Genomic DNA, 12,107 nt, shown 5'->3' with positions numbered 1-12,107 from the left:
ATACAATCATCTGGGACTGGAATTTATTGGCTTTCGTTGAGTAATGGTATTTTCTGTGCGTTACGTTGGGTTTTCGCTGACCGCTTGGGCTTTTTAATACTTTGATAGTGGAAGAATTAAATTTTAGGGGCGATAAAGACCGCTTTTTTGAATTAGCGGGGTAAAATAGCCCTATATTGGCTTACTGCCCTTTCGTCATGAATGAGACTGTGCGGCTAAACCTGTTAATTTGGGCGCAAAACCTTGGCGCAATTGCAGCAAAAATTTACGCTTAGGATGGCGTTCAGGGTCGTTCTAAGAATTGCTCTAATTAGAGAGTTGCTCAGAATTGAACTCGGGCTTAGTTGAAACTATTTAAGATGCATAATGAACTCAGATAACGATGAACCCAGATAAGAGTGTTGCTAAGTGCTCTCCAAAAAGCCAGACAATGATAACCATCAGCCGCAAGGCTTTGTCCTGCAAGGCTCTCAAATGACCGACTCCAGAACATTTAGCAAAAACGGCGTGAATGTGGATCTATTTTTTATTCCTCTGAGCGATATTTCATTGCCGCAAACATCACTCGCTCAGTCTTGGTTAAGTGATGATGAACTCGCCAAGGTCGCGCGTTATCGCGATCCCAAGGCGCAAATGAAGGGATTACAGGTCAGGGCGGCGCTGCGGGCCGTGTTATCTCACTATGCGGATTTATCGCCACAGGATTGGTGTTTCGAATATGGCGCTAAGGGTAAACCGAGCTTAACGACGGCATTACGGCAGCAAACTGGGCTTGAGTTTAACCTAAGCCATAGCGGCGATTGGTTATTGATTGGTGTGGCTCAGTTTCATGGCGTTGAGTCTGGTTTATTTGGGGTCGATATTGAAAGATCTCGGCCGAAGACGGATATCTATTCAATCCTAAATCATTATTTTTCTCCCCAAGAAACGTCAGCCTTGCTCGCTCTCGCCGATGAAGCGGGTCAGCGGCAGCGCTTTTTCGATTTATGGGCGTTAAAGGAGTCCTATATCAAGGCGACAGGACTCGGCTTAGCGCAGTCGCTCAAATCCTTCGCCTTTGAGCTAAAGCCGTTCGAACAACTGGCAGTCGAATCGCTTGAGCTATCGTGTCAAGATACCGCATTAAGGCAATCCTGCGGCGTAGCAGAGAGGCTTAATGTTTATCCACATATTTCATTACAAGTCCCGCTACAAATTCCAATACACACACTGGATTTAGCAGACCCTATGCATTGGCAGGCACATTTTGGTCGTTTGACCGAGGAGTATCGCTTTGCCATTAGCCTAGCGCATGCCGGTAACGCCAGTCTTCCTTTAACGCTAACCGCACAGCTGAGCAGTATAGAGTACTTACTTGTTGCTGATTAACGGCGATAATGCGTGTTTTTTCACGCCAGTAAACTCAGATAAACCGCTGAAGTTCGCGATCGCATTTAGCCATGGTTCTTTCTCAGTCTTATCTTGCTATCAACTTTTATTCATCTTCGGTTAAACATTGCTGGGTATAGTCACGCCGATAATATTTTGAATTTGAATGTATTAAATGAGGTTTAGCAATGAAACAGATTAAGTGCATGTTACCGGCTACTATGCTGGTGATGCTATCTGGTTGTGGTTATTTTGGTGGCGATGAAAAGCAACAATTAGAGCAGGCTTGGTTAGCCCAAGATCCACAATTGCAGCAAGTGGTTGAGCAAATTCGTGCTAATGGCTTAGATGTTGTGGCCCAAAGCGCAGCGGCGGGCACAGTTTCGGCCTGCGTGGCTGAAAAACTGAGCCAAGATCCGCTTGGCAAGTTAGTGAATGTTGAGGGCTCGCTGGTGGAGTCGGCCAAGGTGGCAGAATTGCTGGGTGACTTACAGAAAGTGATGGAACAAGATATCAGTTTTGATCAGGTCGCGAGCTTGCTGCAAAAAGGCGCCGATGCGGCGGCCTATGCTAAAAGCCTCATCGAGCAACAAGGTTTAGATCAAGCCTTACAAAGCCTTAAGCAAATGGCGACTGCGAGCGAGCAATTTGCCCAACAAGACTTAGGTGCGCATTTCCAGCAATTATTACTTGAGTGCAAAACTGCAGCGCCAACGCCAGGTTCTGCGAACTAATTCTGCTTTGTTAATCTGACAACATTATCCTCAATCACTTGGAACTAGGTTGATGATAGTTAATAGGTTCACTGGATAAGGAACCCCTATGTTTAAAAAAATGCTTGCCTCTGTCGGAATTGGCGGCGCGAGTGTCGATACTTTACTGGAAGATAATCGCTTGTTGCCGGGCCAAATGTTTAACGCGACAATCGTCGTTAAAGGCGGCAATGTGGCGCAGAGAATTTCGGGACTCGACTTGGCGTTAATGACTAAAGTTAAAGTGAGTACAGATAATGGCGATTATTTTAAAAATCATAAACTTGCAACTTGGCGTTTAAGCGATTCTTTTGAGATCCAAGCTGGTGAAGTGCGCAACATTCCTTTCAGTGGTAAGTTGCATCCTGAAACGCCATTTACTCAGTTACCTGTGCGGAATAATCAGTGTCAAGTTTGGCTGCAAACAGGTGTAGATATTGATTCAGCGATTGACCCTAGCGACACCGATGTTTTGGTTGTCATGCCTACACCAGTCCTTGAACATGTGCTTAATGCTATGTTTAGTATGGGTTATGTACTTTATAAGGCCGATGTTGAGCAGGGATTCTTGAATACCCGCGCCTTTCGCTCAACCTCTGGATGTTATCAAGAATTTGAGTTTAAGCCGCGTAATCTAGGGTTAAATACGATACGTGAGATTGAAATTTCTGTGGTGTGTGAAGCCGAGCAAACCCATTTACTACTTGAATTAGACAGGGCATTTCGTGGTGATGGCTATTTGTACTTTACGTTAGCCAATAACGCTAGCGCCAGCCAAGTGTTAGAAGTGTTCAAGGCGAATATACGCTAGTTAATCTTTTTCCATAAAAACGCCCTGAATCATCAGGGCGTTGATGTCACTACTTCGCGTTCGGAAGTGGGACGATTTCAAAGTTTTCATCAAATTTTACTAAGGTCGACGCTATCTTACCGAAGGCCGCTTTATCGCCCTCGAGTTTGGCTGTGCCGTTGGCAAGTAAGTCTTTGAGGGTCACTTTGCCGAGTAAAATCCCGGTAATGTAGCGCTTATCAATATAAAGATTGGTGTCGGCCTCCATTGGTTTATCAACCTTAATATTGCTTAAGTTACCGTTGCTTAACTCGACGAAGAGTGTTTCTTTAGTGTCGGGGTTAATCACATTAAGCCTTAACAGTCCAAGTTCAGCGGCCTTGATGCTATCGACTTTTACGGCGAGGAAATCAAACAGAGTCGAGATCTCCATTTCACCTAAAATATCTGCCGATGCCGATTTGGGTGCGCCGGGTTGGATCCCTACGCGTAACTCTTGGGCGCCGGTAAGATAAATGTTACGCCAGCCTGCGCCTTCGGCTTGGTAGCCCAGTTGCTCATAGGTATCGGCAAGTAATTGTCTGGCCTTTTCGTTATCGGGTTCTGCCATGACCACTTTATTCAGTGCCGTCGCCACGAAACGGTATTCACCTTGGGCATAGTCGGCCTTGGCATGTTTAACCACAGCTTTAGCACCGCCCATATACTCGACAAATTTCTTCGCTTCATCCTTAGTCGGTAGCGGGTTTAAGTTGGCTGGATTCATATCGAAATAGCCTAAATACATGTTGTACACGGCTTTGGCATTATGGCTGTAGGTACCATGGTAACCATTGGTATACCAAGTGTCGCGCACGGCTTTAGGAATGGTGGTTTGAATCGCATCGCCAATATCTTGAATACCCACGCCATTATTGGCTAGACGCAGGGTTTGATTATGCACTAGGCCATAGTTATCCCTTTGCATTCTGAGGTAAGCATTTACATCCGCATTGCCAAAGACGGGCGCTGAATGGGCCTCGAAAAGTACCTGTGCATCATCGCCAAAGCGTGTCAGCAATGCATTGATATCCTTTGACCATTTGATGGCATCACGGACTTTTGCACCGCGCAAGGTGTAAATGTTGTGCATGCCATGGTAGGTGAGTTCACCCGTCCACAGGGCTTTCATTGAGGGAATATAGGTGGCCATTTCCGAGGCGGCTTCTGTGCCTGAGGCATCCATAAACACCATGTCTATGCCATCAATGGTGAGTGTTTCCCACTTATCTTTGCCGTTTAAGGTGACATCGGGTTTAACGTAGGTCACTTCGCCTTTGGATAATCCCTTGGCGAGCGCTGCATCGACAATGCCTTGATCGTTTCGCTCTAATGTTGCGCCGTATTGATAGGCCGCGCGGCGGCTCATGGCATTACCGGCGAGGACGTTTTCGTCGACAATTTCTTTGGTAATGTTATTTGAACCATAGACTTTGACCTTAGGGTACATGTCTTTGATTGCACGGGAACCGCCAAAATGGTCCGCATGACTGTGGGAATAAATCATCGCCACCACAGGTAAGTCATTACCCTCAGGCAAGTTTTTTAGGGCAAATTCCAATGATAACTTTGCCGCTTCTTTGGTGAGCAGCACGTCATAAAGGATCCACCCCGTTTTACCGCGGATAAGCGTTAAGTTCGACAAGTCAGTACCGCGAACTTGGTAAATCCCCTCTGTGACCTTGTATAAGCCGTTAGACACCATATTCAACTGGGCTTGGCGATAGAGTGATGGATTGACAGTGTCTGGGGTTTTGTCGCCGATAAAGCTAAATTCAGTGCGCAAAATGGCGGCTGTTGGTTCATCGAGTTCGGCGATGAGATTCTTAGAGAACTCTTCAAAGGCTTTTTTATCGGTGTAATTTAGAGTGGCTGCTGTGGCCTTGTTGACCTCAGTGGTTTGCTGGGTCGCAGGCTTTCCCTGATAGTGCAGACTGATATGTTCATGCTCGTGTTCTGCCGCTGTAGCGCTGAGGGTGAACGTTGCGATAATACTCAATGTCATCAAAGATTTTTGCATAATTTTACCTACAGATAGGAGGGATAGTGTCGTTGATGGTTTGAGTATAGACAGCTTGTGTATTTAGATAACTCGCGTTAGCTTGGGTTGTAATATTCATATTGTGAATGAGTAGTTTCCCTTATGCCGACACAAAAGCCATTAGATTTAAACTTATTGCGGGTGTTTATGGTGGTTTACCGTACTCGTTCATTCACGCAAGCGGCTGAAGAGTTGGACTTAACTCAGTCTTCAGTCAGTAACGCGATCAGTCGATTCAGGGTATGGGTCGGGGAGTCACTGTTCAATCGGGTTGGGAGGGGAATTGAACCGACGGCAGTGGCGCGGGAAATGTACCGTAAGTTTGAGCAGCCAATGGCAGATATCGAAACTGTATTGCTGGGGTTTGAGCATTTTGATCCAAAGTGCAGTCAGCGACGCTTCTATGTGTATGCCAATGAGTCGGTTATCGAAGCGCTGCAAACCGGTGTGCAGGCTTTATTACAGGATGCGGATATTGAAGTGATTTTTCGGGAATCACCGCCACAGGAAGCTGATTTATATCGCGATATCTTGCTTGAGCGAGTCGCTGTGGCGATAGACATTAAACCCGCGCAGCAAAGTTTGCTCTCGAGCAAATTACTCTTCACCGAAACCTTAGTGTGTATCGTCAGTCGGCAGCATCCTCGGATTCAAGGCGCCATTACCCATGAGCAGTATTTTGAGGAGAAACACGTCTTTTTGAATATGCGGCGTTTTAATCTTACTGCGGGGGATTTGTTTACCGAAGGCGTCTTGCCTAGACGCAAGATGTATAGTGAGCAGTCATCTTTATTGAGTATGTTTGCTACCGTAGGCAAAAGTGAGGCTATCGGCATAGCGCCTTTGCGATACGCCAGTCAGTACGCCGAGTTGTTCGGCATCCAGATTTTACCTATGCCACTGAAAACAAGACCCATTGATTTGTATATGGTGTGGAGCAGTAAATACACCCAAAACCCGAGCCATCAATGGCTACGAAGCTTATTGCTCGATGCCAGTGCGAGCACGGTAAATGAAAAAGCTCTGAATCTTGCTAGCAACTAGGCTAGCGATTCAGAGCTTAGTTTCGGTTTTTAACCTTGGTTTTTTCTCAGTTCTAAACCTTAGTTCGTAATCTGATACTCGAACGAACGTTAATTACTGCCTTGCGAGTCTGTGGCTTTCGCCAGGTTGCTCGAAGTCACTGCGATACGGGTTGATATCTAAACCGCCGCGGCGCGTATAGCGGGCGTAAACGGTCAATTTAGTGCAATGACAGAAACGCTTCAAATCGACAAAAATTCGCTCGACACATTGCTCGTGGAACTCGTTATGTTGGCGGAAAGAAATCAAATAGCGCAGCAGTTTCTCGCGATCGATTTTAGGCCCTTGATAACGGATCATTACGCTGCCCCAGTCGGGTTGCGAAGTGATCAAACAGTTGGATTTCAGCAGGTTTGAATTAAGCGTTTCCGCAACTGTTTGCTTATCGTCCGTGCTGTTTTCCAAGTAATCAGGATTAAAACTATAATCGCTGACTTCAATATCGAGATCGTCAATACACGTGCCTGGTAACTCGATAATACGCTGAATGCCAAAGCTTTTTGGTTCGATGATTTTAACGCTAATATCACCTTGAGCACATTGGCTTAAGTCTGCGACTAAGGTCTTTTGCAGTGAATCTATGCTATCGAACTTGGTTTGATTAAAGCTATTGAGATACAGTTTGAACGATTTCGACTCAATCAGGTTCAGGCTTTCATAGCTTAAATGAAATTCAGCTATGGCCACCATAGGCTTACCTTTAGCATTTAACCAAGACAGCTCATAACCCGTCCAGATATCGGCACCATGAAACGGTAACGTCCCAGTGAGTGCAATAGCATTACGGTTTAGTGAGCGTGGAACCCCTTGCAGCAGCGACGCATCATACTCGGCTTGATAGTCTGTGGCTTTACCTAAAGTCAGGCCAACAAGCGCTTGCGCATCACTATAGGGATCGTGATTCTGTGTCATCAATACTGTTTCCATGTCAAAATAGGCGCACATTATACCTGAAATTGGATTGTGCTTAAGTGTCTTGTCTGCCCGCACTCGATAAATTTTTGCAAAACTACCATCAAGCTTACCTAACGAGTTTAGGTGAACTACCGCGTTATTACCCACAGGGTGAGCCTTCTGTGTGTATTCAAGGCGAATTTCATGCTGATCTTGATCAAGCCGTTTCTTGGCAGCCGGTTAAACGCGAAGTCGAAGGCAGTTTTGCCAATGTTGAGCATGCGCTTGAGTTGACTTTATGGCCAGAAATCAATCATTTTTACGGTCAGTATTTTTCTGCACCGTTACTATTCGACTCAGAATGGGGCACGGGTGAGTTACTGCAAGTGTGGAATGAGGATGATTTTACCTGCCTGCAGCAAAACCTGATTGGTCATCTGATGATGAAGAAAAAGCTCAAGCAGCCACCGACGTGGTTTATCGGTTTGTTAGATGAGGGCGATAAAATGCTCACCATCAACAACAGTGATGGCAGCGTGTGGATTGAGCTTCCAGGTGAGATCCCCACCCAGCAATTGTCGCCAAGTTTAGCGGAATTTATTGAGGCGTTATCGCCACGAATTGCACCACCCGTTAAACATGAAGAACTGTCTATGCCCGCATTAGAACATCCGGGGATTTTTGCCAGCTTTAAACGTATGTGGCAAAACCTCTTTGGTAAACGCTAGTTGGTGGGAGCTGGGCTCTTTATCTTGCTGCGAGCTCTTAGCCTTCAACCACGTTTAGTCAGAGTGTTAACGCTCAACAACACTTAGTTTGAGCGGAACATTCAACCTAAGCGTGGCTTATCTTAGGTTGAGGTCTACAGCGAGATAAGATGATGTTACTGATGATCCCAAGACAGATTCGATACTATGCGGCAAGGCTCGCAGCGAAAGTGGAACATATCCAATAAAGGTTCATCGAGTTTCCAATCATGACTGCCACAACGTGGGCAAGGTCGCGCCATTTCGGAGGCCAAATCTTGGCCGCCGACGCGGTATAAGTAGTAATAGGTCGGAATTTTAGTGAGATATTCGATACGGCCGCGCAAATCCCAACCTCTGCGAAATAAATCACTGTCTGGACTCGATAATTCCTCAAGTGCGGCAAATTCTGCTTTGGTGGCCGCCGCCATTTGTAACTCGTCACAGGCTTGCCATTCGCTCTGCCAACGGATAATGCGTTTGTGATCGCCATTAAAGGTTGCTGGAAGTCGATATAAGGGAATCGGCAGTAGATTATCGCCGCTGCGCAGGGGCGAGCACATGTGTACAAAGCTGGTATACAGCAGTTGCCAGCTCGGTGTGTCGGTATTGCTGACCTCAGAATTAATGTCCTGACCGATAAACTTTTCCCGCGGCGCGAGTAGCTTAGCGTCGGTTAACTCTGCTAATGCTTTTTTGACCCAAGGGCTGTGATATTTATGCGCTAAACTGCTTTTCTCTGGCATCAGTAAACGCACTCTAAACTCACCGTCATTAAAGGCGACCGCAAATTCTCGCCCTAAGATTTGGCCATTAGCTCGATAGGCTTCAAGGAGCTGATTAATGGCTTTTTCGGCGGCAGAGATAGTGGTGTCGGCGAAGCATTCAAAACGCAGTTCAGTGACAAACATTAAGCGGTTTTTCCTTGGGATTCTAATAAGTTGATGCGTTGTTTTAGTTCAAGCAGTTCGTTTTTCAATTGCATGATTTCTGCTTTTTGCTGCTCAGCATGACGTTCAAAATATGCCTGTTGTATCTGCAGGCGATCGGCAAGCAGCGCAAGCGTCAAGGTATCGTTAGTTGCAGCGGCTTCGATTGTCGGGCTGATGGCTTGTAACTCGGCTAAACGCTCGCGATCCGCCTTAGGCATAGATTTAAATTGCTGCAAGCCTTGGATCAATATCGGTAAAGGTAGGCTGCTACCTAAACGGGTTTTTATTAAGGCAAGGCTCGGTACTTTACCGCAGGCTTCGAGCGAACGTGCAGCCGCTAATACTTGGTCAAGTGGACTCATAATTAGCAAAATTCCTTAATTTGTTGAATGATTTAAACTAATCTTAAAAGACCACGTAAGTTTTTTCATTTAAAAACAGTGCGTTGTCATTTGGCATCTATTTTGCTTATTGTCCTGCCTAAATCGCTTTTTCAAGCAAAAAATAATAATCACACAGGATGTCACATGATTAACCATAAATTGAATAACAAACTTATCGCCATCACTTTTTTAGGGCTTGCAAGCTTAGGTCTTAGCGGCTGTGTGGTCAATGTCGGTGATGGCGAATCGGGTTGGGATAGCAGCGAATCATGGGAGAAAGTGCAAGATAAAAACCGCACTAACTTAACCAAACTGAGTTTAGGGATGCCCAAAGACCAAGTGATGATCTTAATGGGCACCGCTGATTTTAGTGAAGCCTACATTCAACAAAGTGCTCAACAAGGTGAATCGAATAAAGAAGTCTTAGTGTTGTTTTATCGTACCCAGCGCAATAATGGCGATGGAAAAACCACTAAGGATGAATGCACACCTATCGTGCTGAGCAACAATGCCTTAGTGGGTTGGGGTGAAACGGCTTACAGTAAAATTTAACCCGCGAGTTTTATAGCTTACGTAGCTGAGTATCTAGTTGCTCAATGGGCTCAGTCCAGAGGGCATCAGCTTCTAGGCCTTCGATGATAAAGCTCTTTTGAGCTGGGGTCCAAAAGGGCGCTTGGCTTAGATGAATGTGATGGTCGATGTCATGGGTTGCAATAAATTGCGCTATGGCTTCATCGCTACTGTCTAAACCGAGTTGCTCGAATAAGTGGCTTAGGTCTACTGGAGTTGTATCCATCATTATTTCCTTTTCAGTATAGTGCCTTCGTTTAGAGTAAGCGCCTGATTGAAAAATGCAATCTATGATTAAAATTTGCACTTTTCCGTTTCCTTGGTAAATTAATTGTTACTCATAAAAAGTGTGAGCTAAGTCAAGGAATACTAATAATGGACAATGAAACCTTGGAAGACTGCCGTGCAGTCTATTTGACCGCGGAAGACTTACGCATTGCCGCCTCTATCCTCTACAACGCTTATCATGATGACCCTTTTTTTGTCGATTCACTTTTTACCTCAGATAAAGCCGCTTACGAGCAAAAACTGCGCGCCGCGATCCGCGAAGAACTCAATACGTTATGGCAACAAAAACAAGCACTCATAGGTTTGTTCGACCATGAAAGACTGGTTGGTTTAGCCTGTGTGGTAACGCAAGAAGTGCCTTTGGGAGAAGGGCGTTACTGGCATTGGCGCTTAAAGATGTTGTTAGGTACTGGCTGGCAATCGACCCAAGCGTTGATGAAAAAAGAGTCCAGTATTGTCGAACTCTTACCCAGTAAGCACTGCGGTATTTTGCAGTTTATCGCCCTTGCACCGAACGAGCAGCACAAAGGACTCGGACATAAGTTAGTGCAAGCGGTAGTGAGTTGGTGTGATGAGCAGCCGGATTTGGATGGCATTGGTGTGTTTGTCGCTCAAGAGAGCCATCTGCAGTTATTTACCCAGCATGACTTTGTCTCTTTAGGCGAGCTCAATATCGGCAGTGTCCATGGTCAGTTATTATTCTATTCGGTTCAACAAGATGACTCACTCTTATAAACGGTTCGCCGATTTCTATCCTTTCTATTTATCCCAACACCAGCACCCGACTTGCCGGCAATTACACTTTGTTGGCAGTTGCGTAGTCCTGCTGCTGATTGGCATTGCCTTGGTTTCACAAGCTTGGTGGCTATGTTGGTTTATTCCGGTCGTTGGCTACGGTTTTGCGTGGGTGGGACACTTAGTATTTGAGAAGAATCGACCCGCGACATTTCAGTATCCCTTTTACAGTTTAATGGCTGATTGGGTGATGTTTGCTCAGATGATCAGCGGCTTTTTTAAGCGTTAAAAAAGCCGTCCGAGTGAGATGCCCATGCCCGTGTGAGAGATCGCTTACAAACGCTGTAGGACATAATGTTTTATTTTTGATTGTTTTTTGTTCTGTTGCGTTTAATTTTAATTATAATCATTAACTTATAATTATTTACCTTCTGTTCAACTGTAATTTATTTTGTAGTCCGTTCTTTGAGCCGAACAAAAAAGTTACGGTTAACGTAGAATTCACTCATGGCCAAAGCAAATGGATAGCAAGGAAAGCGAAACAGGCCAAAGGGACGCAAGAAGCAACGAATTAAGATTTCAAGGTTGAAATCGCTGACGGTAGGAAAACTGTCATTCGCCTAGGATAGGCTAAGGAAAAGCAGGATTGCTTTTCAAGGATGATTAGAGACAGTGAGTCGTATCGTCAGGATGATGAATTTCAGGAAGAATACAGGACACGCTTAAGGATTAAGCATGAACTCGAGACAGGATGTGTCGAGACAAGGATAAAGTATAAGGGTGAACAGCTTGTACTACTCTATGGAAGACAAATTTTGCAGGATGCAATAGGAAAAAGTCATAGGAAGTGACAGGCTCTGTAAAATGGATTTACAGGTCAAAGGACTGAGTGTTATCTCACGCAAGTTTGATACACAGGGACGAAAAGGGATTACAGGGACGATGCAGGACGCAAGCAGACGCATGGATGGTGCAGGGAGCACAAATCGAGCAGGACGGCTTACAAAGGATAAATGGGGCGCACTTTAGTTGCGCCCTTTTCTTTGGTTCATTTTCAGCATTAATCTTGCTTTGCCAAGCTATAACGCTATTCACATTGACTTTTTAACTCTGCTTAAAGACTTCTCACCGCAAAGCATGTTTACCAGTCTTACTTCTCTTACTTCTCTTATTGCTTAATAATTTTTTTCTGGTAATGCGCTGAATGCTTGTCGAACTTTGAGCAATAGCGGTTTATGTATAAGTCCTCAGGGGAGAACATCTAGCGTTTTGCTTACTTTTGATTCGAATTGCCATCCTTCGTGTAAGAGATCTCCTACAAGTATGTAAGTAATTTGTAGGTTAAAAGGGGGGTTATGTCTTGAGGTTGGTTATTATTTATATTTATATCAGTCAGTTAGTATATTTCTTATTAGTTAAACTCACCATTTTCGTTAACATTTTAAATAATCCGCAATGAGTACTTTCGTTGGTTGGCGTAGAATTC

General features: G+C 45.0%; 13 protein-coding genes. 8 read left to right on the top strand and 5 right to left on the bottom strand.

The genetic code is table 11. The features are described 5' to 3' along the window. Window positions 1–474 precede the first annotated feature (474 nt). The 3 genes from Q4Q57_RS00765 to Q4Q57_RS00755 all read left to right on the top strand — a co-directional run bounded on the left by Q4Q57_RS00765 (window position 475) and on the right by Q4Q57_RS00755 (window position 2,931). Complete coding sequence (locus Q4Q57_RS00765; RefSeq protein ID WP_311889269.1) at window positions 475–1,368, top strand: 4'-phosphopantetheinyl transferase superfamily protein; 894 nt, start codon at window positions 475–477, stop codon at window positions 1,366–1,368. A gap of 188 nt (window positions 1,369–1,556) precedes the next feature. Then, window positions 1,557–2,102 carry a hypothetical protein gene (locus tag Q4Q57_RS00760; RefSeq protein ID WP_311889268.1) on the top strand — a complete coding sequence of 182 codons (546 nt, stop codon included), beginning with the start codon at window positions 1,557–1,559 and terminating at the stop codon, window positions 2,100–2,102. A gap of 88 nt (window positions 2,103–2,190) precedes the next feature. Further along, window positions 2,191–2,931, top strand: a complete 741-nt coding sequence (locus tag Q4Q57_RS00755; RefSeq protein ID WP_006085223.1) for a sporulation protein — start codon at window positions 2,191–2,193, stop codon at window positions 2,929–2,931. A gap of 49 nt (window positions 2,932–2,980) precedes the next feature. Here Q4Q57_RS00755 and Q4Q57_RS00750 read toward each other — a convergent pair whose 3' ends face one another. Then, entirely contained in the window at window positions 2,981–4,969 is a 1,989-nt protein-coding gene (locus tag Q4Q57_RS00750; RefSeq protein WP_311889267.1) for an alkyl sulfatase dimerization domain-containing protein, read from the bottom strand. Window positions 4,970–5,092: 123 nt separating this feature from the next. On the opposite strand from Q4Q57_RS00750, the gene Q4Q57_RS00745 reads away from it, so the two are divergent. Next, on the top strand, window positions 5,093–6,034 hold the full coding sequence (locus tag Q4Q57_RS00745) for a LysR family transcriptional regulator (RefSeq protein WP_071939089.1): 942 nt from the start codon (window positions 5,093–5,095) through the stop codon (window positions 6,032–6,034). 93 nt (window positions 6,035–6,127) lie between these two features. Here the strand turns inward: Q4Q57_RS00745 and queF are convergent, their stop codons facing one another. Further along, on the bottom strand, window positions 6,128–6,985 hold the full coding sequence (gene queF / locus Q4Q57_RS00740) for an NADPH-dependent 7-cyano-7-deazaguanine reductase QueF (RefSeq protein WP_006080957.1): 858 nt from the start codon (window positions 6,983–6,985) through the stop codon (window positions 6,128–6,130). A 59-nt stretch (window positions 6,986–7,044) separates the two neighbouring features. Here queF and syd point away from each other — a divergent pair, with 59 nt between their 5' ends. Further along, window positions 7,045–7,695: a SecY-interacting protein gene (gene syd, locus Q4Q57_RS00735; protein WP_311889266.1), complete on the top strand. Its 651-nt coding sequence runs from the start codon at window positions 7,045–7,047 to the stop codon at window positions 7,693–7,695. A 155-nt stretch (window positions 7,696–7,850) separates the two neighbouring features. Here syd and Q4Q57_RS00730 read toward each other — a convergent pair whose 3' ends face one another. Together Q4Q57_RS00730 and Q4Q57_RS00725 are read right to left on the bottom strand one after the other, a co-directional pair. Then, complete coding sequence (locus tag Q4Q57_RS00730) at window positions 7,851–8,624, bottom strand: Zn-ribbon-containing protein (protein ID WP_311889265.1); 774 nt, start codon at window positions 8,622–8,624, stop codon at window positions 7,851–7,853. After that, window positions 8,624–9,007: a hypothetical protein gene (locus Q4Q57_RS00725; RefSeq protein ID WP_006080960.1), complete on the bottom strand. Its 384-nt coding sequence runs from the start codon at window positions 9,005–9,007 to the stop codon at window positions 8,624–8,626. The genes Q4Q57_RS00730 and Q4Q57_RS00725 overlap by 1 nt, the downstream gene beginning before the upstream one ends. Window positions 9,008–9,172: 165 nt before the next feature. Here Q4Q57_RS00725 and Q4Q57_RS00720 point away from each other — a divergent pair, with 165 nt between their 5' ends. Beyond that, window positions 9,173–9,580, top strand: coding sequence for a DUF3192 domain-containing protein (locus tag Q4Q57_RS00720; protein ID WP_006080961.1), 408 nt, complete (start codon window positions 9,173–9,175; stop codon window positions 9,578–9,580). A gap of 10 nt (window positions 9,581–9,590) precedes the next feature. Here Q4Q57_RS00720 and Q4Q57_RS00715 read toward each other — a convergent pair whose 3' ends face one another. After that, the gene (locus tag Q4Q57_RS00715) at window positions 9,591–9,824 is read right to left on the bottom strand and encodes a DUF2789 domain-containing protein (protein ID WP_012588139.1); all 234 of its coding nucleotides are present in this window, start codon (window positions 9,822–9,824) and stop codon (window positions 9,591–9,593) included. A gap of 149 nt (window positions 9,825–9,973) precedes the next feature. Here Q4Q57_RS00715 and Q4Q57_RS00710 point away from each other — a divergent pair, with 149 nt between their 5' ends. Both Q4Q57_RS00710 and Q4Q57_RS00705 read left to right on the top strand, forming a co-directional pair. Next, window positions 9,974–10,621 (top strand): GNAT family N-acetyltransferase, encoded by a 648-nt coding sequence (locus tag Q4Q57_RS00710; RefSeq protein ID WP_006085234.1) that lies wholly within the window; start codon window positions 9,974–9,976, stop codon window positions 10,619–10,621. Then, window positions 10,605–10,910 carry a DUF962 domain-containing protein gene (locus tag Q4Q57_RS00705; RefSeq protein ID WP_311889264.1) on the top strand — a complete coding sequence of 102 codons (306 nt, stop codon included), beginning with the start codon at window positions 10,605–10,607 and terminating at the stop codon, window positions 10,908–10,910. Before Q4Q57_RS00710 ends, Q4Q57_RS00705 begins: the two co-directional genes overlap by 17 nt. Window positions 10,911–12,107 lie beyond the last annotated feature (1,197 nt).

Source organism: Shewanella sp. SP2S2-6 (assembly GCF_031931965.1).
Taxonomy (GTDB): domain Bacteria; phylum Pseudomonadota; class Gammaproteobacteria; order Enterobacterales; family Shewanellaceae; genus Shewanella; species Shewanella baltica.
The sequence above is the reverse complement of the archived record's forward strand: the minus strand, read 5'-3'. Positions and strand labels throughout refer to the sequence as shown.